Here is a 21,654-nt window from a genome sequence, read left to right as displayed (position 1 = left end):
CTCCCATAGCTATTGAAGCCGATTCGTTTTCCACTTACTCCCTTTCGCTTTAATCGAAACATTTGTTCCACTCTGTTTCGGCTTATTGTTATCCAGTAACCAGGCTGCCAGCACAACCGCCAACTGCTCTTCGGTGGTATTGGGCGGAGGGATAAGGTCATCAGGCGTAAAGTATTTACTCACAAAGCCCGTGTCGAACTGACCCGACCGAAAAGCGTCGTGTTCCATTACAAACCGGCAGAAAGGCAGCGTTGTCTGTACACCTGAAATCTGGTATTCGTCAATCGCCCGAATCATTTTCTGGATGGCTTCCTCGCGGGTGTCGCCATACGTAATAAGTTTGGCGATCATTGGGTCGTAATAAATGGGAATCGCCATGCCCTGCTCGAAACCATCGTCTACCCGCACGCCATTTCCTTGTGGCCGCACATACGTATCGAGGGTGCCCACATCGGGCAAAAAATTGTTCGCCGGGTCTTCGGCATACACCCGGACTTCCATAGCGTGGCCCTTTATTTTTAAGTCATCCTGCTTAATTGTCAGGGGTTTGCCTTCCGCAATGTAAATCATTTGCCGCACCAGGTCTACCCCCGTAATCTGCTCCGTAACGGGGTGTTCCACCTGCAGGCGCGTGTTCATCTCGAGAAAATAAAAGTCGAGATCATCGTTAACAATAAACTCAACCGTGCCCGCACCGTAATACCCACAGGCGCGCGCTACATCGACAGCGGCACGGCCCATCGCATCCCGGATTTCGGGCGTCAGAATAGACGAGGGGGCTTCTTCAACCACTTTCTGATGCCGGCGCTGAATGGAGCACTCACGTTCAAATAAATGAATAATCGTCCCATGCTGATCGCCCAGCACCTGAATCTCGACGTGCCGGGGAGAGGTGACATATTTCTCAATAAATACCGATCCATCGCCAAAGGCTGATATGGCTTCGCTGACGGCACGGTCCATTTGCTCATCAAAATCAGCTTCATTTTCGACCACCCGCATGCCTTTGCCACCACCACCCGCACTCGCTTTGATCAAAATCGGATACCCAATCGTTGCCGATATGCGTTTTGCTTCGGCCCGATCCGTGATGGCCGACGGCGTACCCGGAACCATTGGGATATTGTAGTTCGCAACGGCTGCTTTAGCGGCCAGTTTGCTGCCCATGATCTCGATGCTTTCGGGCGATGGACCAACAAAAATTAATCCTGCTTCGCGTACGGCACGGGAGAAGTTAGCATTTTCTGACAGAAAGCCGTAACCAGGGTGAATGGCATCGACGTTTAGTCGTTTACAGACATCAATAATCATGTCGGTCCGCAGGTAAGACTCGGAGGAAGGGGCAGGCCCAACGCAAACCGATTCATCCGCATAGCGAACATGGAGAGCGGTACGGTCGGCTTCGGAATAGATGGCTACCGTTTGGATGCCCATTTCCCGGGCTGTTCGCATAATCCGTAAAGCGATTTCGCCCCGGTTCGCGATGAGAAGTTTTTTTATGGTTGGCATAGGGTTATCAAACGGATGGAGCCTCCCTGTCGGTGTATGCAGTGACCCTGTTTTGAGCCATAAAGCGACTAGAAATTAGCGAATTCAGCGCAACCTGATGGCTCACTGGACTGGGGCTCTGTTGTACGATAAACCAATAATACACATTTGTCACAAAACGATTATCAAATTGAATTTTACGGGCTCGAATTTGTGCTACCGAAAGTTAACCGTATTTTTGCACTTACTCTGTAATAAAGTAAGGGTTTGCCCTGATAAACAATAGCAATAAGTGGATTTATTTGAGAAACTACGTAACAACTTAGGCCCCATTGGTTCACCGGCACGGGAGTTCAATGGCCACCATTATTTCGCGTTCCCTAAGCTTGAAGGCGAACTTGGCCCACATATGCGTTTTCGGGGGAAGGAAGTGCTGAACTGGAGCCTGAACAATTACCTGGGTTTAGGCAACCATCCCGACATCCGGAAGGCAGATGCCGAGGCTTCAGCCCAGTGGGGGTTGGCTTACCCAATGGGTGCCCGGATGATGTCGGGAAACAGCGACCTGCATGAGCAATTCGAAAAAGAGTTGGCCGAGTTTGTTGGTAAAGAAGACTCGTTCCTGCTGAATTACGGGTATCAGGGGGTTATGTCGGCCATCGAAGCCGTTGTTGACCACCGCGATGTAATCGTTTATGATGCCGAGTGCCACGCCTGCCTGATTGACGGTATTCGGTTGCACAAAGCCAAAATGGGCGAATACTATAAGTTTAACCACAATGACATGGCCAGCCTGGAGAAAAACCTCCAGCGGGCAACCAAAAAAGCTGCCGAAAAAGGAGGAAGTATCCTGGTGATTACAGAAGGCGTATTTGGTATGTCGGGTAAAGTAGGTAGCCTCGATAAAATTGTTGCCTTAAAAGAAAAATACGAATTCCGGTTATTGGTCGACGACGCTCATGGCTTCGGTACGATGGGCGCAACCGGTGCCGGTGTTGGCGAAATGCTGGGTTGTCAGGATGGTATCGATCTGTACTTCTCCACCTTTGCCAAGTCGATGGCAGCTATTGGCGCCTTTATTGCGGCCGACCATGACATCATCATGTACCTGAAGTACAACATGCGGTCGCAGACTTACGCGAAAGCCTTGCCGATGCCGTATGTAGTGGGCGGGTTGAAGCGATTGGATATGATTCGTAACTCGTCGGAGTTTCGGGATAAACTGTGGGAGAATGTGCACGCCCTGCAGAACGGTTTGCGCGAACGGGGCTTCGATATTGGCGATACCCAATCGCCGGTAACACCGGTTCTCTTGCAGAATGTAAAAGGCGGAATTCCAGAAGTGACGGGCCTGATTCGTGATCTGCGCGAAAACCATGGTATCTTCTGTTCCATTGTTGTTTACCCGGTTGTGCCTAAAGAAATTGTGATGCTGCGAATCATTCCAACGGCTGCTCATACGCTCGCCGACGTGCAGTATACACTCGAAGCATTCTCGAAAGTAGCCGCTAATTTGGAAAAAGGGTATTATCGCCAGAATACGACCGAAATTGCCCCAGAAACCGTCGAAGTATCTGCGGAAGCAGCCAGTGAGTAGGGTTTTTGTAAAAAAGTTGCATTTTTTGGCTATTTTTTTGACTTGCCTATTGCGCTGTATGAGAGAATGACTAAATTTCGATCTAAAACCGCGTTTTTAGCGGAATTTGGGCATTTTTATACACTTAAACCCATACACATCGCTATGGCACGCTTCGATGAAGTAAAGAATTTGGTTATGTCGCTTGAAGGTGATTTCGAGAAATTCTACGAAAAAAATAACCAGGCTGCCGGAACTCGCGTTCGTAAAGGAATGCAAGATTTGAAGACGTTAGCACAGGAAATTCGTTCTGAAGTTCAGAATGCCAAGAACAGTGCTGCGTAAGTAAACGGTCGCTTTGACCATCAAGTAAAACTCCCTCGTCTGGCATATGCACAGGCGAGGGAGTTTTTACATTTAGGTCAATCAACCCGGCGTTACGAAATCTTTTCCCGGTGCATGAGCGTGGCAATGCCCTTTGTGGTGACCTTGCCAGTTTGCTTATCCCGAATTTCACCCAGAATTTGAGCTATGTGCTTCGCCGAATCAATCGACTGTACTGTAAAGGTGGCTTCATAATCAGTATCCACAAACATGGGCCTTAGAAACTCCAGTGTTTGACCCAGGTAAACTGATCCATACCCCGGAAACTCGGTACCAAGCACTTTCGTAAAAACGCTGGCGCCCAGCATGCCGTGGATAATGGGTCGCTTGAAGGGCGTTTGTGCCGCAAAGTCAGCGTCGAGGTGGAGCGGGTTGTTATCTCCGGTAACCCGGGCAAAGTCAGCTACATCGGCCTGGGAGAAACGAAATGAATAGCGATGGACGGCATCGAGGCCAAAATCAGGAACCATATCGAAAGGTGAATGATAAATTAAGAATGATAAGTGATGCAAAAGTCGGTAAAGTTCGTAACGCACTACCAAATCATTCAGGATTCATCATTCTTAATTTATTATTCGCTTGTACCTTCGTAGTAATTATGCTGAGAAAATTAGTTGAACTTGATACGGCGACAGCAAAGCGCGTATTTGGCTTAGACATCATGCGGGCGGCTGCTATTCTGATTGTAGTGGATGCACACGCAACCGTTGCGCTGAAAGAATACTATAGCGGAGCCTTCTGGCATCACCTCCTGCCCGATGGTGTGGAATTGTTTTTTGTCCTGAGTGGCTTCCTGATTGGGGGAATACTCATTCGGTCGTATGAGAAAAAAGCAACGTTTGATCGGCAGTTGCTGCTAAATTTCTGGACACGCCGGTGGTTTCGGACGTTGCCTAATTATTACCTGGTTTTGATTGGATTGATTGCCTTTGCTTTGCTCCAGGCATTGCGAAGCGGTCTCCATCACAAACTGCCTGACAAGGGCACCCTGATTACTTATTTCTTTTTTCTGCAAAATTTCGCGCATTACATTCCTGACTTCTTTCCCGAAACCTGGAGTCTGGCCATTGAAGAATGGTCGTACATAACCTTGCCGTTGGTGTTATGGGCGTTTCATAGCCTGTTTTCAGCTCGCTGGCCGCGACAGCGCATTGTGTTGACAACGATATTGTTTATTATCATCGGGACCAATCTGTACCGGTTTATCGCTGCACTTCAAATTCCGATTTCCGAAGGGGAACTGGGCTACCGGGGGATTGTGATTACCCGACTGGATGCTATTTCGTATGGAGTTCTGGCCGCTTATGTAAAAAACTATTTCCCAACGAGCTGGCGAGACGACGCCTTACGTCGCCGGTTTTTATTGATTGGTCTTGCGCTAACATTAACAGCCGCTTTTACTTCGTCTATATTTATCATAAAATACTACGGCGATTTTGGCCTGTTTCATGCCTATACGTTTTATAAACGCACCTTCTATTTTCCGGCGATCGGTCTGAGTATGGCGTTGTTGATGCCCTACATGGACGGGTGGCGCACGGCGACGGGCTTATGGACGCGATTCGGAATTGCCCGAACCATTACGCACATTAGCCTGATTTCGTATTCGATGTACCTGCTCAATCTGACACCCATCATGGTAACCTTCGTTGAGCGGATACCAACCACCTCCCTGGCTGTTGGCTGGGGCAAAGTTGGTCTGTTCTGGGTGCTTGTTCTGGTGTTGTCAACCTTGCTGTTCAAATTTTTCGAAAAACCTGTTACCCAACTCCGCGAACGCATATCTGCGAAGGAGCCAACTCAGTTGGTTAGTGAGCGAGTGAACGAATAAACGACAACAGTTGGTCTTTCGCCGGTTTAGCTGGAATGGTCGCTAATAATTACCCATCGGTTTTTAATCTTGCGCCAGAGTAAGGTGAAATGTCCTTCGCTATTGCCAATTTCCGGGCGTGTAAGCTGGAACCGGCCGATGACGTACGCCAGGGTTGGTGTTAGTAAATCCAGTTGTAAAATGTCGAATTTGAGGCTACCCATCGACGCTCGGTCCGGGTAGCGCTTTTTGTAGTTTGCCAGTGTGGGCTGATACCCGTAAGTAACGCCCACTTTGCTCACAAATGTGAGCGAGTCAGAATTCCAGTAACTTACCATAAACTTCTCGATGCGCCCCGCATTCCAGTCATCGGTTTGGCGTTTTAGAGCTTCCAGAATGATTCGGCGGTCGCGGTTCGCGGCTAATTTTTGAGACAATGGTTGGCACACAGCAGGGAAAGACAGCAGACTGAGCAACAGAATCAGAAAGAGTTGTTTCATACAAAGAGGGTTGTTGGGTGAAGGAACGGTCGGCCAGACAACGTTGAAGAAGAGTCTGGATTCGTTCGTTAGTTGTTTCGTAAGATTAACTATTATTTTAACACTGAGTTATGAGACTACAGGATAAAGTCGCGATCATTACCGGGGCCGCCCGGGGTATTGGCCAGGCTGCTGCCGAGTTATTCTGCCGGGAGGGCGCTACGGTTGTTATCTGGGATGTGCTTCCCGAGGGCGAAACGACGGTCCAAACGCTTCGTGATCAGGGGTTCAGGTGCGATTTCAGGCACGTTAGTACAACAGATGTACCTGGAATCGAAACGGCTGCCAAAGCGGTATATGACCAGTATGGGCGAATTGACATTCTGATTAACAATGCGGGCATCACGCGGGATAAAACGCTGCTGAAAATGTCAGTTGATGAATGGCAGCAGGTTATTGATGTGAACCTGACGGGTGTGTTTAACTGCACCAAGGTTATTGCTCCCTACATGGTCGAGCAAAAATACGGGCGTATCATTTGTACCTCATCTATCAACGGTGTGCATGGCGCTTTTGGACAGACCAACTATGCTGCGGCTAAAGCGGGCATCATTGGCATGGTACGCTCCTGGTCGAAAGAACTTGGCCCCAAGGGCATCACTGCTAATGCGGTAGCACCCGGATTTATCCAAACCGCTATGACAGATGCTATGCCTGATGAGGTTCGCAATCAGGCCGTGGCGACCATTCCGGTACGGCGCATTGGCAAACCCGAAGACATTGCCAATGCCTACTTATTCCTGGCCTCCGACGAAGCCTCGTTTGTCAATGGACACGTGCTGGCCGTCAATGGCGGGCAGGCTTTGTAGGGTTATTCCTGCGATCCGGGTTCCTATGCAGAATCGCACCGCCCAGTAGCCTGAGTAAGTCCTGACACCTGTGTAAAATCCTCATTACCTGCCAGATCCGTAATAGAATAAGCAAACTACCTGCTAAACAAAACGGCAATTATGTTTAACTTTCCTTATAAGTTAACATGATTGCCACTTATACAACAGCTTTAGCTTATTATTGAACCATAAAATCGATATGACTCATGAAAGCGATTGCATTGATTTGCCTCTTATGCCTGAGCACATTATTTAGCTTTGGTCAGGCTCTTACCAGTAAAATCTTTATAGTTAAGAACGGAGCTCAGACATTAGGACCTACTCAGTTTTATACTACACTTGACCCAAATCAAGTCATTAGTGTGAAAAACAATGGGTATGTGCAGATTGAAACGGATGCGGATAGCTTGGGCGTTTTTAAAGGAAATAACTATTCGGATACTGAGTCTCAATTATTTGCTAAAAAGCCTGAACCAGTCTTCATACAGTTAGAAAAAGGGAAGTCCTATTACTTCAAGATTGGCCCTATCATGTCTAGTCAACATTTGGATATCGAAGAAATGACTGAGCGATCTTTTCAATTGTATGTTGGCTTGAATGAATTAAGCGGTCATCTTAAGAAATACACGTTGAGTAATTCAAAGGTGTCATTAATGAACTCGAAATAATGAGAGTATATCAATCACTGAAAATTTGTATTATTAATTCATTTCGTAAAAACAAATAGACGTTGTTTTCTGGCAATATTCTCTTTACATAAAATTAGTGGCTGTTGCAAAAGTCCCGCTTGAACGAAAGAGGCATTAGTTGTAAGCCGATTATGGCCTGAATTTAGGATTATAATTAGCGGTGTATAGAGCCAACCCATACTCGAATCGAGTTTTGCAACAGCCACTATGTTAACCCGTCAGAAATAATAAACTAGATTTGACGCCCAAGTACGGTTAAACTCTTTATAATCATTATAATAGGTATGTGTTTGATTGTCAGGTTTATTAATAGGATTTAGGCCATAGTAGTAGCGGCTCTCAATGACAAAATGTCTTCCAAGACGATACCCAATGCCAGCCGTCAACCCAGCATCGAACCGGTGCATTGAACTCAAGTTCCACCGCTCGGCAGATCCTTCCCCAAAACGAGCAGCATACCATTCGGCCTTCAGGAAGTACCCGATCTGAGGACCACCACTAATGAACACCCGTCTGACCCCGAACTGGTAACGAAGCATAGCCGGTAGAGTAAGATAGGACAGCTTAGAAATCATCTGATCGCTACCGAGGCCTAGCTTACTCGTAATTAGTTCAATACCGCCTTGACGTGAATAGAGTAAATTATATGTTACCGTAAAGCTCGGTGTTAATCGATGTTCTAGACTTATCCCCCCCGTATAATCCCAAAGTCCTTTCGATTCCGAATTAGGTCCTAAGTAGTTAGCATGGATCAAGTTGCCGTTTAGGCCACCACTTAGGCCCAAGCGAAGCGCAGATTGAGCCAGAATAGGTTCTTTAAGGCCTGTTAGTACCAATAACAAAACAATCAGTTTAGCCTTCATGAATTTGTTGAGCTTATAGCCGTTATATGATCCAGCATTATGATAAATCAGAAGCCATTTCAGGTGGTACTTCACTCAACATTAACAGGGTTCATCTACGAATATTCCCTTAACATAATGCAGCGCTTTCTTCTCTCTTTCCAAGTTACAAGCCGGCCTGTTTTTAGGGCTTGTATAGAGTGGGTGGTCTAGGAATATTCTCTTAACATAAAGCTAGTGGCTGTTGCAAAAGCCAGATTTCGCCAATTTATAGAGTTTTGAGTGTTAGTTTTCCGGCTCAAACCAACTTAAAATATGATTTGCTTTTAGTCTTCTCAACGATATGCCTACTTTTGTAACAGCCACGCTAGATATATAATAGTTATATAAAAAGTCTAGGCAACATATAACTCACGTTGGGGTGGTGAGTTGTACGTTGCCTAGTTTTGTTGTATAACTAACTTATTGGGGCCGTGTCTTCAGGGTCTCACTGCCGGATGGTTACGCCATTGCTGAGGTCTGTGTCCGCACAGCTCTCGCAAATCAGATCAATAAAAGACGGGTATTGTCACCGCTACATAAGCCATGTTTGCGCGGTTGCGGAAACGATTGTTGTCCGCCACAATATCCCGGTTAGATACGGTCGTTTCGGTCGTGAGCCATTGATAGCCCAGTTTAATACCAATTCGTTGGCTAACCCGAATACGGGCGTACACCTCTGTCGATAAGGTCCCGATGTCATTATCGCCGAGTAGGCGCACATTCAGGATACTTGGGCGAGACTTCTGAAACGTGTTTGCTCCTCTAAAATAGGCCGTCGTTGAATCTGATCCTGTAGATGATTTTATCCGAAACTGGCCATCGGATGACTGATAGCGGCCTATGCGTGACTTGCCGAACGAAAATCCCAGCAGATCCGCGCTTACGCCCAGTTCCACTCTTCCCAGATTAACCTGCGCCCGGATGCCAACATTCAGCGAGGTATTGGACATGTAATCGTAGCGGACGGTGTCTATGTTACTAACGAGAACAGGGCCTGATAACGCATTGAAGCCGGTTTTGCCGCGCGTTAGTCGGGCTGGGGCGGTGTAGTAATTTATATTGTCGCCGTAAAAAGCGCCCAAACGAGCTGTCCAGCCAAGCGAGAACCGTTTGCGTTCGCCAATATTGATTAGCTGATAGTAGGTAATGGACGGGTTGTAATTGCTTTTTGAGTAGGCCATGCCCAGATCATAACCACTGCTGAGACGGGCCGATACCGGCGATTGGGCGAAGGTAAAAAGGGGAAACGCACTGATTACTAGTAGACCAATTAATTGCTTCATCAATACAAATAGGCTGTTGCTGGGGCAAAGATAGTTAAGGAAAAGGAGCCGACAGGTACAAGCTGAAATGGAATACGGGCGATGGGTTGAGCGAATGCCGTTGATTAACTCTACCGACATCCGCTCAACCCATCGCCCGTACTTCTTTAAACTAACTCATTTTTAGCACCACTGCACCCAGGGGTGGAATGTTCACATTGATTGATTGCGGCCGACCGTGCCATAGTTCAGCTTCGCTGGAGATTGGGGTGGGATTCGATACACCACTCCCGTAAAACTCAATGGCATCGCTATTGAAAATCTCTTTATAGGAACCTGCCGCTGGCACGCCAATCCGGTACTGGGTACGCGGAACGGGCGTCATGTTCAGAACAATCAGCAAATTATCTTCCGGACGGTTGCCTTTACGCAGGTAACTAATGACGCTGTTTTCCCGGTCGGAGGTATCGATCCATTCAAAACCATCCGACGAGAAGTTGCGCTCATGCATCGCTGGTTCTGTTTTGTAGAGCGAGTTTAATGCCTTCACACAGGCCAACGTGCCTTTATGGGGCGCATACTGAAGCAGGTGCCAGTCGAGGCTGGTATCGAATTTCCACTCCGCTGTTTGCCCGAATTCGCCACCCATAAACACCAGCTTCGTGCCAGAGTGAGTAAACATATAAGAGAACAGGAGCCGTAGGTTAGCAAACCGCTGCCACTCGTCGCCGGGCATTTTGCCAACCAGCGAGTGTTTGCCATAAACCACTTCATCATGCGAGAGAGGCAGCATGAAGTTTTCCGTGTAGGCATACACCGTGCTAAACGTCAGTTCGTCCTGATGAAATTTACGGAAAGCCGGATCGCGCTCGAAATAGCGAAGCGTGTCGTTCATCCAGCCCATCATCCATTTCATGCCGAAGCCCAGTCCTCCCGTATACACGGGGCGGGATACGCCCGGAAAAGCAGTGGATTCTTCGGCAATTGTCTGAGTATCTGGGAAGTCTTTATAAATCGCTTCGTTAATCTCTTTAATGAGCGAAATGACTTCCAGGTTTTCACGTCCGCCGAACATGTTGGGCTCCCATTCGCCGGCCTTGCGGGAGTAATCCAGATAAAGCATAGAGGCTACCGCATCAACGCGCAACCCGTCAACGTGGCAGCGGTCGAGCCAGAACATGGCATTACTCATTAAAAACGAGCGAACTTCTGGCCGACTGTAATTGAAAATGTAGCTTTTCCAGTCTGGGTGATACCCTTTGCGGGGGTCAGGGTATTCGTAAAGGTGTGACCCATCAAACTCATACAGGCCGTGTGCGTCGCCCGGGAAGTGGGAGGGAACCCAGTCCAGAAATACGCCAATGCCCGCCTGGTGCAACCGTTCGATGAGTTTCATAAACTCCTGTGGCGTGCCAAACCGGCTGCTGGGGGCAAAATAGCCTGTAATCTGGTACCCCCACGATGGCGCATACGGGTACTGCATTACGGGCATGAACTCAACGTGCGTAAAGCCCAGATCCTGTAAATACGGTACCAGTGCGTCGGCAATTTCGCCATAGGTCAGTTCCCGATCTGGGTTGCTAGGGTCTCGGCGCCAGGAGGAGAGGTGCATTTCGTAAACAGAAATAGGCGCATCAAGAGCATTTTTTTCTTTTCGGCTCCCCATCCAGTCCTGATCCTGCCATTCATAATAGGTATCCCAAACAACGGAGGCCGTTTTGGGCGGAACTTCCCACCAATGGGCGTATGGGTCGCCTTTCTCCAGTTCGCGGCCGTTCTCGTTGACGATAAAATATTTATAGGTTTCGCCCCGGCCAATGTTCGGAACAAACACTTCCCAGATACCCGACGAATCCCAGCGGACATTCATCGGCTGGCTTCCTTTGTTCCAGCCATTGAAATTGCCGATGACAGCAACGTATTTGGCCGAAGGTGCCCAGACGGCGAAATAGGTGCCGGTAACCCCGTTATGATCAACGACATGAGCGCCAAATTTCTCGTAAAGCCGCTGATGTTTTCCACTACGGAACAGGTGAATGTCGAAGTCGGAGAAGCGGGAATATATACCCGCATCCTGGGAGGCTTCGCCTGCCGTGTCTGGTGTGCTCGCAGGTTGTTCGGGTAGCGTAGGTTGCACCGTTCGTTCGGTATCGGTCGAAGGTGTAGAAGTTTTGCGTTTTGCCATTTGTTGGAACTAATAGATACGTTGTTGAACGTAATCAGAAGCGGAAAGTTAGAAAAAAACTTACCCTTACCTACTAAAACGTTCGGTCAATTTGTCGGTCCGATGGTCGCATGTGGTTTCAAAATAGCTTTCTCTTTACGCCGGTTGCTGTTTTCAGGTTAAAGAATTCTTCCTATTTGGTTTGCAGTAAGTTTGTTTGCAGCATAGCCACATGAGGAACGCTGTTGCCGTCGCTCAGGCGGATTTTCTCGATATCACGGATCACATCAATGATGCCTTTCAGCGGAATTTTTACCCACGATGGCCGGTAACTTATTTCGTAACCCAGTTCATAAACGGCTTTTTCGAGTAGGTAAATCAGGAGCAGGAAGTTTATTTCGCTATTGTTTTTGAACAGGGGATGCGGAGCGCCAAAGACATCGAGATAGGCATTCAGAAACGTATCGCGAATTAGGTAAAACCAGCGGTCCGATACCCGTTGCAGATGGTCGGGGTCCAGTGCGTCGGTTTCTGTCGAGTTGAACAGCTTGGCTGAAACGGCATAGTGATAGGACCGAATCATTCCGGCTACGTCTTTAAGGGGCGAGTGCTTTATCTTTCGTTCGGTAATACTGCTTTCTGGCTCACCTTCGAAATCAATAATAACAAAATCGTTTTCGGTTGCCAGTACCTGCCCAAGGTGATAATCGCCGTGAATACGGACCCGAAGCGACTCGATGGGGCGCGTACGGAAGTCATCAATGAATGTATCGATCATTTCCTTTGCCTCCATAAACACCCAGGCCAGCCGTTGCGCCTGTATATCCAGCTTTGTATAATTGTCGATGAGTAGGGCGTACCGGCGGTCAAGTAAGTCTTCGAAGCGCTTGATGAGAAACTCACGATAGTCGTCCGTAAAGGGTTCCGGCGCAAAAGCCGGATCGGTGGGCGCGTTGGGACGGGAGGGTTTATACAAAGCGCAGTGCATTTCGCCCGTTCGTCGTCCCAGCAACTCAACTTTATCGAACACATCTTCCCGAATGGCAAACAGGCGTTGCGGCACAGCGTATAAAAAATCGTTCAGGTAATCGCCGGTTTGCATCCACGAGTCCTTGTCGTTAGGCACCATGCGCTGCACCATTCCTAGGGTAATATCGGGTCTGTGTTCGCCTTGCCAGACGATGCTTCCGCCAAAAGCCGGAATGTGGTCGAACTTGCTTTCGTCGGTCAGGAAGGCAACCATATCGACTTCCGGGTTTGTTTCCTGGAAGAGTTTTCTATACAGCTTAAGGAAATACTTATCGCCAAACGTCATGGCTGAGTTGCTCGAATCGACGGGTAACACGCGTGAGGAGAGCCGTTCGTCGCCTTCTTCCAGCCCATTTCCCCGATGAAACATCAGGGTGCCGTCGGGCTGCGGTAACGTACGACTCTGGTAAATAGCGGAAAATAAAGCTTCCCGAAATCGTTCATCGTAGATGGCATCGATCAGCAGACCCGTTTGTTTGGCAAGAGTAACATCGCCAATACGCCCTTTCTCGGGAACATCAGCAAGTCGAAAGGGCAATGTATGGGCAGTGTGATCGGCCAGAAACGAAATGGGTAACAGGTAATTTTCAGGAATACCATCGGTATAGCGGGCTTCCAGAATCAGTAAGTAGGCAACATCGCCATCGGGTAGAGGGAGCGTGTGTACCGTTTTTACCGAAAAGCCCGTTTGTTGCCTGGCTTTTCCGGCGAACCACCGGCATGAATTGACGTAAGATGGCAATACCGTTTGCGACAGAGTTTCCCAGAATGGGTTATTCGAACCTGCGTCGATCCAGGAACTAAGCAGACTTATAGGTTGCGTTGTGAGCATAGACAAAAAGCGAATACGTTAGAATGGCACACAGCACAAGTCAAAAATTTCTTGAATATACACTAAAAAAGAAATTGGCAGCGTCAACGCAGAAGACCCGATAAATGTGCCTGTGGGTAGTTAAAGTTTAGGTTGTTAGCCGTACCAGCATGCTTTCCCGTTAACGAATAACCGTGCCGGGGCTCACAACAAGGTCTTAACTACAAAAAGCCTCCCCTGTTTAGGCAGGGGAGGCTTTTATGATAGAAAGGAATGCTAGGAGACGCGTTAGTTCAGCGCAACGACACGGTTGGGGATGGCAGGCTGTTTTGTCGCGATAGTCACGGTTTGCGTGGTGGTTTCAACGCCGTTTGTAATTTCCAGGGTGTAAGCACCATCCTCCAGATCGCTGAGATTCAACCGGACCCGGCAACCTTTTTCGTTCTTACCAAGGTGCTGCGTGTACAAGGCTTTGCCGTCAGCGTCGATCAATCGAATATCAACCCGGCCACCCGTTGCTTTGTCGAGCGAGATATGCAGTCTTCCGGTCTTCGTTGAGTACACACCCGTTTTATAGGATGCTACACCCGATGGACGGCCAATAGGGTTCGTTCCGGTAGAAGCCGCTAAGGAGGCAGCCGATGTCAGAAAACCCAGTGAAAGGGCTAGAGCAAGGGATTTGATAAGCGTTTTCATAATGGTATGTTTTAATTTTAGTGTAAAAGCGAGTCGGTTTATTGCCGTTTGGTGAAACAAAGATATAGGCTATGATGGGTACTATGTAATACAAACTACTGGAACGGCTTTTTTGCCAGATGAGCGGTTCGCTGCTGTTTAGTGCGGTGTGCAACGCGGTCGTGCGGCAGCCCGCTTCTAACCATGAGGCTGATTAGAGTTTGAGCAAATAGTTGGGAAAAGCTGGTAAGAAAAGGGAGAAATAGTACGTGCCAGCATAGGATAGACCTATGCTGGCACGTGTTGCCTGATAAAGCAGAAACAAAAGCAGATGTTAATTCGGACTAGACTCATTACCCGGCGTAAGCCGTGATCAACCGGAAGTACATCTGCAAAGGGGAGAGGTGTGGATAGAAATTATAGTAGATCAAATGTCGATAGAAACACGTAAATACACTTTCTGATTTGGGACAAATGCTGTCAAATTGGGGACAATCGAATGGACATACGCCTTAACATAGCTTATTCACTACTTTTTAGGCTGTGGGCTATGAATTCAGTAGGGGTCTTGTGATAAAATTCTTTAAAAAGAATCGAAAAATGCGATGGGGTTTTGAAGCCCACCAGATAGGCCGTTTCTGCGGCACTATGTCCCGACCGCAACAGATCTGCCGCTTTTCGAAGCCGGTATTGACGGATTAGTTCATTGGGCGCCAGTTGAATCAGGCTATGGATTTTTCGATAGAGAGTTTTGCGGCTCATGGCTACCTGGTTGGCCAGCCAGTCTACATTGATTGTTGAATCGTCGAGGTGTTTGTCCAGTAGTGTATAGATCTGATGCAGAAACGGGTCCTGCGTGAGTTCCAGCGGGACAGGCGCATCCGGTTGAGTAAGTTGCCGGTGGTATTGATCGCGTAGCTTTTGCTGGCGGGTAATCAGATTATGGAGCCGTGCATGCAGTTCGTCTAAATGAAAAGGTTTGGCTAAGTAATCGTCGGCCCCTTTCTGTAAGCCCTCCATACGGCTTTGGTGAGCCGCTTTAGCTGTTAACAGAATAACGGCAATATGGTCCGTATCGGCCTGATTTTTGATGCGATGCGTCAGTTCATAGCCATCCATTTGGGGCATCATTAAATCCGAAAGGACAATATCCGGCAATTCGGTTTGTGCCAGTTGCCAGCCTACTTCTCCATTAGGGGCGCTCATGACCTGATAAGAAACGGCCAACTCGGCAGACAGGAACTCGCGTAATTCGGTATTGTCTTCGACAACAAGTACCAGCGGTTTTGGTGTATCATCAACCGGCGGTTCGTCGACGGTAGTTGGCTTAGTAATAGCTTTCGAATCGACGAATTGGGGCTTTTTAGCATACAAAGTCACGTAAGGCGCATCGGCCTTCTCGTGTACTGGCAAAACGGGCAAGGTCAATAGGAAGGTGGTGCCTATAGTAAGCTGACTTTCTACGACAATGGAGCCCCCCAACAACTCGATCAGTTCCTTCACTAGCGCCAGACCAATACCGGTGCCTTCGTAAGAACGGGTACGCGAATTATCGACCTGATAAAAGCGGTCAAAAATATGCGGCAGGTTTTCGGGTGGAATGCCAATACCCGAGTCGGTAATTCGGAGCTGTACGCTGGTAGTCTCTTGTGTATCTGGCGCTGGGCTTGCCTCAAACGCAACGGTTACCTGGCCGCCCTCTGGCGTAAACTTCAGGGCATTCGAGAGTAAGTTGGTCAGTATTTTCTCCCATTTATCGGCATCGAATAATTGTTCTTTCGGTAAAAGAATCGATGTTGTGTAAATAAGTCGTATGTTTTTCTGTTGAGCTCCCTGCCGAAACGACTCAACAAGATGGTTGACAAATTCCGTTACTTCACCCCGCATCAGTGATACGTTCATGTGGTGGGCTTCCAGCTTTGAGAGGTCCAGCAACTGGTTGATCAGCCGGAGCAACTGATCGGCGTTGCGCTGTACCAGGGCCAGAATCTGTTGGGTTGATGCGTCAAGACGACCATCCTGCAACAGCTTCTCCACAGGCGAAATGATGAGGGATAACGGTGTACGAAATTCGTGGGTGATGTTGGAGAACAAGCGCGTTTTTAACTCGTCGACCGACTTTAGTTGTTCGGCTTCGCGCCGATTGAGTTCCAGTTCCTGTTGCTGCCTGATCCGGTTTGTGTAGAACCGAAAATACGCCCATACAGCGCCCCCTGCCAGCAAGGCATACAGACTATAGGCCCACCAGGTGGCCCACCAGGGTGGATAAATAAGGACATGAATTGAAGCCCCTTTACTGGTCCAGATACCATCGCTGTTGGCTGCCTTGACGCGAAATGTGTAGTGACCAGGCGACAGGTTGGTGTAGTTGGCAAAATGGCTGTTGCCATTCTGAACCCAGTTTTCTTCTACACCAACGAGTTGGTAAGCATACTGATTCTGCTGTGATTGATTATACGACAGAGCTGAGAACCTGAACGATACAAAGTTTTCATCATGGTTCAGCCTAAGCACGCTATCCGTTAGCGGTCGTTTCTTCCCCAGTACGTTAATCTCTGTTATGTAAACAGGAAATGGGCGTTTGTCATCGCGAATGCTGTCCGGGTTAAAACAAACTACTCCGTTCAGGCTACCAAAATAGAGCTGATTTTGCTCCCGAAAGGTCGCATTTCGGACAAAATCATTGCTCGGCAGATCGTTATTCAGTTCATAATGACGAATAGCCTTAGAATACGGATCAAATCGGCACAGTCCCTGATCGGTACTTAGCCATAGATGCCCGGCACGATCGCCCGTGATACCCAGCACATTGTTTCCCGATAGGCCATCCCGGTGGGAAATAACGGAGAATAACCCCGTTCGTGGATCGAACCGATTAAGGCCTCCCTGATGCGTGCCAACCCAGATAACGCCATTGGTGTCTTCGTAAATGGACTGAACATCGTTACTGCTCAACTGCCCTGCGGGCCCTGCCGTGTAACGTGTGAAGCGCCCCGTTTGCGGATGAAGGCGGCAGATTCCCTGCCGTTCGATCAATACCCATACGTCACCTGTTCGGCTCGCCATCACGCCATGTACATACTTATCAGGTAGGGCATTGGGGCCTGTTTTATAGTAGGTATATTGATGCGTGCCGGGATTAAACGAAGCAATGCCGCCCTCTCCACCAAGCCACAAGTCGCCAGAGGGGGACCGATCCAGAAATTGGGCAGGTACCTCGGAGGGGTAGCCGTGAAAATGTCCGGTCGCCTGATCGAACTGGTACAGGCCATCCGTGGTGCCTAGCCAAATACCATCCGATTTATTTGGTAATAAAGCACATATAAAATTCTCGTGCTGGCCGACTGACCCAAACTCAGTCCGAGGTATGGCCTCGAAGTGGTCCTTCCCGGCTTTGGTTCGGTAAACAACATGCAAGTTACTGACCCAAAGCTGGTCGTAGCTGTCCTTCACCAGCGCGACAACCTTGTTCTCGGGCAAGTTCGCCGTACCCTTATTGGAAATTACCTGATACGTTTGAAAGGGTTTTATGGTGATGGCTTGCCGGTCAATGCCGTTGTCCGTGCCCACCCAGAGCATACCCGTTCGATCATGATAAACCGCCTGGGCGTTAATGCTACTGATACCCCTGGAGGCATTGGCTTGAGGGCGGTAGGTGAACACATGGTCAGTCTGTGTATCGATGCCTTGCAGGCCGTTCGTTGTGCCTACCCACAGAATTCCTTTGGCATCGCGATGGACGGAATTCATGTACACAAACGGATTGATTATCCCCCCCGGATTATACGGGATTAATTGCCAGGGCTGACGGCCTAGATCGAGCCGAAAAAGACTATGACCTGCCGTACCTAGCCAAAGTACATCGTTGGCATCCAGATGAAACGAAATGAACGTAGGCTGATTGCCTGTTATGCCTGGAACGGGTAGCGGTGTAAATCGGCCTGTTGGCCGATCGAAGAGATACAATCCCCGGTTCGTTGCCACCCAAAAGCGGTGCTGATTATCTTCAAAGACCGTCTTGATGGGCACGCCTGGTTGGGGCGACGAATAAAGCGTGAACTGATGCTGTGCTGGTTGGTAGCGGGCCAGACCGGCAAATGTGCTTATCCAGATCACCCCGCCTTTGTCCTCGTAAATGGAAAGCTGCTTATTCCACTTATGAGCTTCTCCGGCCTGAATGAGATGGGGCGTAACGAGTCCCGTTTTTTTGTCTACTTCATGGAGCCCACCGCCTTCGGTTACAACCCATAGCCGGCCTGAATGATCTTCGCAAAGGCCCGTTATGTTGTTATTCTGAAGGCTCTGTGTTGGGTGGTTCGGGTCATGTTGCAGGACTGTAAAGGTATAACCGTCATACTTGTTCAACCCTTCGCTGGTACCAAGCCAAATAAATCCTTCCCGATCCTGAAGAATACAGTTGACCGAATTATTAGACAGACCGTCTCTAACGGACAAGTGGTCAAACTGATTGGCGATCGGTTGCCCCTGCTCTTGGCTGGTTATTTTGCTACCAGCCTGGTACACCTGCGGAAAACCCTGCCCTGATGAAATCAGTAACGTAAAAAGCAGGAGTAAACGTACCATACGGTTAAAAAGAGGATTTATACCGATAAAACTAAGCAGAATTGACCATATTTCGTACTATATTGATACTCTTTGTCAAGCGCTTTCTATATAAAAGCTACGGTTCACCTATTTTAATGCAAGTAGTAAAGAGAAATCATAGACGACTTCTCCTGTATTCGCAAAGTAGATTTTTAGGCAATCGGCCTGAACTGCTACCATCCTGCTGTTTTGGATAAAACAGGCCTGCCCAGTACTTTTGACTACCTACGAATTAGTTGACAGCAGGCTTCAACTTGATTAATAAATCACCTCATGACCGACGAAACAACGCACACGTTTTTATATACTTCACCGGCTATCTTTTCCAGCTTTCCCCAACTAGTTGCCGCCGAAAGTACCCGGCATGGGGGCGTTAGCCCTGCCCCGTTTGCGTCGCTTAACCTGGGCATTAACACCGCCGATGAGACAGCAAATGTTGACGAGAATCGCCGTCGTTTTTTCAGCGCTATTGGGGGCAGCACGTATCCGTTTGCGTCCTCGTACCAGGTTCACGGCACCGAAATCTTATATGCTACGGAAGCAGGCCGTTATACGGGTCACGATGCGCTCATCACGGATAAGCCCGGTTTACTACTTGGCGTCACCGTTGCCGATTGTGTGCCCATCCTGATTTATGACCCAGCACATAAAGCGGTTGCCGCTATTCATGCTGGCTGGCGTGGCACGGTGGGCGGTATTGTCACCAAAACGCTGACTCAAATGCAGCAACAGTTCGGGACAACTGCCGGGCAGTGTTACGCCTACGTAGGGACTTGCATTGATGAATGCGCTTTTGAAGTCGGGCCGGAGGTAGCCGAGCAGTTCGATGCTGCCTTCAGGCGGGCGAATGCCGACAGCGATAAAAGCTTTGTCGATCTGAAAGCGGCTAACGCGTACCTGCTATTAACGGCTGGTATTCCCGAGAAGCAGGTTGAGATTTCACCCTTTTCGACAGTCCTTCATAACGATAGTTATTTCTCATATCGGGCAGAACAGGGCCAAACCGGACGTATGCTGGCCGTAATCGGCCTGGCTGCTTAAACAATACGTAGTCCTGTTGAGTTATGTATCTGTTTTTATAACATACTTTTTACTCAACACTCAAACGTCATGGGAATCTTAGTATCAATTCTGGTAGGTGCAGTAGCTGGCTGGCTAGCTGACCTTGTTTTCAAACGGTTTTCGTTCTCCTTATTCGCCGAAATCTTACTTGGTATCGCTGGTGGATTTGTTGGCGGCTGGATTTTTGGCCGTGATGGTGGTATAGTCGATCAAATCCTGACGGCGTTTGTCGGTGCTGTCATCATTCTTGGCATCGCAGCCCTCATCAAAGGTTCACGTCGTACGGTATAATCATCAGAAGCGGGATTTATTTGCTTACACTGATTTTTGAAAAATTGGCGTAAGCAAATAAATCCCGCTTCTGACTATTTCAATATCTGCCTCGAAATGACAAGTTTCTGAATTTCGCTGGTACCTTCTCCAATTGTGCAAAGTTTCGCATCGCGGTAGAATTTCTCGACAGGAAAATCCTTCGTATAACCATAGCCGCCGAAAATCTGCACCGCTTCATTGGCCACCCGCACGGCCGTTTCCGAAGCAAACAATTTCGCCATCGCTGATTCTTTTGTTACGGGTTTCCCCGCATCCTTTAGCGCGGCTGCCTGATAAGTCAAAAGTTTGGCTGCTTCAAGATCGGTCGCCATGTCGGCCAGTTTAAAACTTATCCCCTGAAAGGTAGCAATGGGTTGGCCAAACTGCTCACGCTCTTTAGCGTAGGCCAGCGCGGCATCGTAAGCCCCCTGTGCAATCCCCAGGCTAAGAGCAGCAATTGAAATACGGCCCCCATCGAGCACTTTCAGTGACTGAACGAAGCCGTCACCTACGGCACCCAGTCGTTGACTGTCCGAAATTCGACAATCTTCAAAAAGCATCTCGGCGGTTTCCGAGGCTCGCATGCCCAATTTATCTTCTTTGCGCCCACCCGAAAAACCGGCTGTGCCCCGCTCAACAATAAACGCTGTTGCGTTGTGGGGTGCGTTTGGTTCACCAGTTCGGGCAATGACAACAGCTACATTACCGCTTCTGCCGTGGGTAATGAAGTTCTTGGACCCGTTCAAAATCCAGTCGCCCTGGTCGGTGCGTACGGCTGTCGTTCGCATGTTCCCCGCGTCCGAACCCGTATTCGGTTCAGTCAGGCCCCAGGCCCCCAGCCATTCGCCAGAAGCTAGCCGTGGTAAGTACGTTTGTTTCTGATCTTCGTCGCCGAATAATAAAATATGGTTGGTGCAAAGGGAATTATGAGCGGCCATTGAAAGGCCGATCGAGCCATCAATACGCGCGAGTTCGACGATACCCGCTACATATTCGTAATACCCCAGGCCAGCACCGCCATACTCGGTAGGGACTAACATACCCATCAGGCCCTGCTCACCCAATTGCCGAAACAATTCTGCCGGAAAGTGCTGAGTATCATCCCAATGACGTATATTCGGCCGAATAAGCCGTTCGCCTAAATCACGGACTGATTGGGCAATTAATTCTTGATTTTCTACAATTTCGTTTGTCATAAAGTGAAGCCTCCTGATAGAGTGACCAGTGAGTAATTTAAACATTTTCTAGGAGAAGTTCAATCTTTTTTTTGAGCTGAATTAGCCCAACATTTTTTGGCGAATAATACCGTTAGCTAAGATATTTATTAATGATTTTCATATATTTGAAACTACAAAGGCATTTGAATTACGATTTGGTATCATATTATGTTTGCGTTAGCCTTAGAATTAAGTAAAAGCCGTTGTAAATAGGTGTGTAGACCGATAAGTCACTATTATATCGTAGATGAGGGTGCTTATTGAAAAACTCCTATTTTTGTGACATTGCTTATTTGGACGAGCCTGTAATTATGTTA

At 48.3% G+C, this 21,654-nt stretch carries 17 protein-coding genes; 7 read left to right on the top strand and 10 right to left on the bottom strand.

The features are described 5' to 3' along the window. Positions 1 to 9: 9 nt before the first annotated feature. A complete protein-coding gene (gene accC / locus SD10_RS19690; RefSeq protein ID WP_046576100.1) occupies positions 10 to 1,509 on the bottom strand; it encodes an acetyl-CoA carboxylase biotin carboxylase subunit in 1,500 nt (499 codons plus the stop codon). A 271-nt stretch (positions 1,510 to 1,780) separates the two neighbouring features. On the opposite strand from accC, the gene SD10_RS19685 reads away from it, so the two are divergent. Further along, positions 1,781 to 3,085 carry an aminotransferase class I/II-fold pyridoxal phosphate-dependent enzyme gene (locus SD10_RS19685; protein WP_046576099.1) on the top strand — a complete coding sequence of 435 codons (1,305 nt, stop codon included), beginning with the start codon at positions 1,781 to 1,783 and terminating at the stop codon, positions 3,083 to 3,085. A gap of 144 nt (positions 3,086 to 3,229) precedes the next feature. After that, complete coding sequence (locus tag SD10_RS19680; RefSeq protein ID WP_046579839.1) at positions 3,230 to 3,409, top strand: hypothetical protein; 180 nt, start codon at positions 3,230 to 3,232, stop codon at positions 3,407 to 3,409. A gap of 92 nt (positions 3,410 to 3,501) precedes the next feature. Here SD10_RS19680 and SD10_RS19675 read toward each other — a convergent pair whose 3' ends face one another. Further along, positions 3,502 to 3,918: a MaoC family dehydratase gene (locus tag SD10_RS19675; protein ID WP_046576097.1), complete on the bottom strand. Its 417-nt coding sequence runs from the start codon at positions 3,916 to 3,918 to the stop codon at positions 3,502 to 3,504. 128 nt (positions 3,919 to 4,046) lie between these two features. Between SD10_RS19675 and SD10_RS19670 the strand changes: the two genes are divergently transcribed. Then, positions 4,047 to 5,279: an acyltransferase family protein gene (locus SD10_RS19670; RefSeq protein WP_046579836.1), complete on the top strand. Its 1,233-nt coding sequence runs from the start codon at positions 4,047 to 4,049 to the stop codon at positions 5,277 to 5,279. 26 nt (positions 5,280 to 5,305) lie between these two features. On the opposite strand, the gene SD10_RS19665 is transcribed toward SD10_RS19670, so the two are convergent. Continuing rightward, positions 5,306 to 5,758 (bottom strand): YybH family protein, encoded by a 453-nt coding sequence (locus SD10_RS19665; protein ID WP_046576094.1) that lies wholly within the window; start codon positions 5,756 to 5,758, stop codon positions 5,306 to 5,308. Positions 5,759 to 5,868: 110 nt separating this feature from the next. Here SD10_RS19665 and fabG point away from each other — a divergent pair, with 110 nt between their 5' ends. After that, a complete protein-coding gene (gene fabG / locus SD10_RS19660; RefSeq protein ID WP_046576093.1) occupies positions 5,869 to 6,606 on the top strand; it encodes a 3-oxoacyl-ACP reductase FabG in 738 nt (245 codons plus the stop codon). Positions 6,607 to 6,833: 227 nt separating this feature from the next. Beyond that, complete coding sequence (locus SD10_RS19655; RefSeq protein WP_046576091.1) at positions 6,834 to 7,295, top strand: hypothetical protein; 462 nt, start codon at positions 6,834 to 6,836, stop codon at positions 7,293 to 7,295. A gap of 239 nt (positions 7,296 to 7,534) precedes the next feature. Here the strand turns inward: SD10_RS19655 and SD10_RS19650 are convergent, their stop codons facing one another. The 6 genes from SD10_RS19650 to SD10_RS19625 all read right to left on the bottom strand — a co-directional run bounded on the left by SD10_RS19650 (position 7,535) and on the right by SD10_RS19625 (position 18,725). Beyond that, the gene (locus SD10_RS19650) at positions 7,535 to 8,179 is read right to left on the bottom strand and encodes a porin family protein (protein ID WP_046576088.1); all 645 of its coding nucleotides are present in this window, start codon (positions 8,177 to 8,179) and stop codon (positions 7,535 to 7,537) included. A 527-nt stretch (positions 8,180 to 8,706) separates the two neighbouring features. Further along, positions 8,707 to 9,483 carry a hypothetical protein gene (locus SD10_RS19645; RefSeq protein WP_179945467.1) on the bottom strand — a complete coding sequence of 259 codons (777 nt, stop codon included), beginning with the start codon at positions 9,481 to 9,483 and terminating at the stop codon, positions 8,707 to 8,709. 151 nt (positions 9,484 to 9,634) lie between these two features. After that, on the bottom strand, positions 9,635 to 11,647 hold the full coding sequence (glgB, locus tag SD10_RS19640; RefSeq protein ID WP_046576085.1) for a 1,4-alpha-glucan branching protein GlgB: 2,013 nt from the start codon (positions 11,645 to 11,647) through the stop codon (positions 9,635 to 9,637). A 172-nt stretch (positions 11,648 to 11,819) separates the two neighbouring features. After that, entirely contained in the window at positions 11,820 to 13,487 is a 1,668-nt protein-coding gene (locus tag SD10_RS19635) for a putative maltokinase (protein ID WP_046576083.1), read from the bottom strand. A gap of 267 nt (positions 13,488 to 13,754) precedes the next feature. Next, positions 13,755 to 14,162, bottom strand: a complete 408-nt coding sequence (locus SD10_RS19630) for a T9SS type A sorting domain-containing protein (RefSeq protein ID WP_046576081.1) — start codon at positions 14,160 to 14,162, stop codon at positions 13,755 to 13,757. Positions 14,163 to 14,663: 501 nt separating this feature from the next. Next, on the bottom strand, positions 14,664 to 18,725 hold the full coding sequence (locus SD10_RS19625; protein WP_046576078.1) for a hybrid sensor histidine kinase/response regulator transcription factor: 4,062 nt from the start codon (positions 18,723 to 18,725) through the stop codon (positions 14,664 to 14,666). Between the two features lie 294 nt (positions 18,726 to 19,019). Between SD10_RS19625 and pgeF the strand changes: the two genes are divergently transcribed. Continuing rightward, positions 19,020 to 19,787, top strand: a complete 768-nt coding sequence (gene pgeF / locus SD10_RS19620) for a peptidoglycan editing factor PgeF (RefSeq protein WP_046576076.1) — start codon at positions 19,020 to 19,022, stop codon at positions 19,785 to 19,787. A 69-nt stretch (positions 19,788 to 19,856) separates the two neighbouring features. Then, positions 19,857 to 20,099: a GlsB/YeaQ/YmgE family stress response membrane protein gene (locus tag SD10_RS19615; RefSeq protein WP_012928057.1), complete on the top strand. Its 243-nt coding sequence runs from the start codon at positions 19,857 to 19,859 to the stop codon at positions 20,097 to 20,099. A 74-nt stretch (positions 20,100 to 20,173) separates the two neighbouring features. Here SD10_RS19615 and SD10_RS19610 read toward each other — a convergent pair whose 3' ends face one another. Beyond that, a complete protein-coding gene (locus tag SD10_RS19610; protein ID WP_046576073.1) occupies positions 20,174 to 21,316 on the bottom strand; it encodes an acyl-CoA dehydrogenase family protein in 1,143 nt (380 codons plus the stop codon). Positions 21,317 to 21,654: the final 338 nt, after the last annotated feature.

The organism is Spirosoma radiotolerans, from assembly GCF_000974425.1.
Classification (GTDB): domain Bacteria; phylum Bacteroidota; class Bacteroidia; order Cytophagales; family Spirosomataceae; genus Spirosoma; species Spirosoma radiotolerans.
The sequence above is the reverse complement of the archived record's forward strand: the minus strand, read 5'-3'. Positions and strand labels throughout refer to the sequence as shown.

Bases quoted from the DNA above. Each gene is read 5' to 3' on its own strand.
- SD10_RS19650 (WP_046576088.1), bottom strand. From the start codon at position 8,179: ATGAAGGCTAAACTGATTGTTTTGTTATTGGTACTAACAGGCCTTAAA.
- SD10_RS19670 (WP_046579836.1), top strand. From the start codon at position 4,047: ATGCTGAGAAAATTAGTTGAACTTGATACGGCGACAGCAAAGCGCGTA.
- fabG (WP_046576093.1), top strand. From the start codon at position 5,869: ATGAGACTACAGGATAAAGTCGCGATCATTACCGGGGCCGCCCGGGGT.
- SD10_RS19610 (WP_046576073.1), bottom strand. From the start codon at position 21,316: ATGACAAACGAAATTGTAGAAAATCAAGAATTAATTGCCCAATCAGTC.
- SD10_RS19615 (WP_012928057.1), top strand. From the start codon at position 19,857: ATGGGAATCTTAGTATCAATTCTGGTAGGTGCAGTAGCTGGCTGGCTA.
- SD10_RS19655 (WP_046576091.1), top strand. From the start codon at position 6,834: ATGAAAGCGATTGCATTGATTTGCCTCTTATGCCTGAGCACATTATTT.
- SD10_RS19630 (WP_046576081.1), bottom strand. From the start codon at position 14,162: ATGAAAACGCTTATCAAATCCCTTGCTCTAGCCCTTTCACTGGGTTTT.
- SD10_RS19625 (WP_046576078.1), bottom strand. From the start codon at position 18,725: ATGGTACGTTTACTCCTGCTTTTTACGTTACTGATTTCATCAGGGCAG.
- SD10_RS19680 (WP_046579839.1), top strand. From the start codon at position 3,230: ATGGCACGCTTCGATGAAGTAAAGAATTTGGTTATGTCGCTTGAAGGT.
- accC (WP_046576100.1), bottom strand. From the start codon at position 1,509: ATGCCAACCATAAAAAAACTTCTCATCGCGAACCGGGGCGAAATCGCT.
- SD10_RS19675 (WP_046576097.1), bottom strand. From the start codon at position 3,918: ATGGTTCCTGATTTTGGCCTCGATGCCGTCCATCGCTATTCATTTCGT.
- SD10_RS19645 (WP_179945467.1), bottom strand. From the start codon at position 9,483: ATGAAGCAATTAATTGGTCTACTAGTAATCAGTGCGTTTCCCCTTTTT.
- pgeF (WP_046576076.1), top strand. From the start codon at position 19,020: ATGACCGACGAAACAACGCACACGTTTTTATATACTTCACCGGCTATC.
- glgB (WP_046576085.1), bottom strand. From the start codon at position 11,647: ATGGCAAAACGCAAAACTTCTACACCTTCGACCGATACCGAACGAACG.
- SD10_RS19665 (WP_046576094.1), bottom strand. From the start codon at position 5,758: ATGAAACAACTCTTTCTGATTCTGTTGCTCAGTCTGCTGTCTTTCCCT.
- SD10_RS19635 (WP_046576083.1), bottom strand. From the start codon at position 13,487: ATGCTCACAACGCAACCTATAAGTCTGCTTAGTTCCTGGATCGACGCA.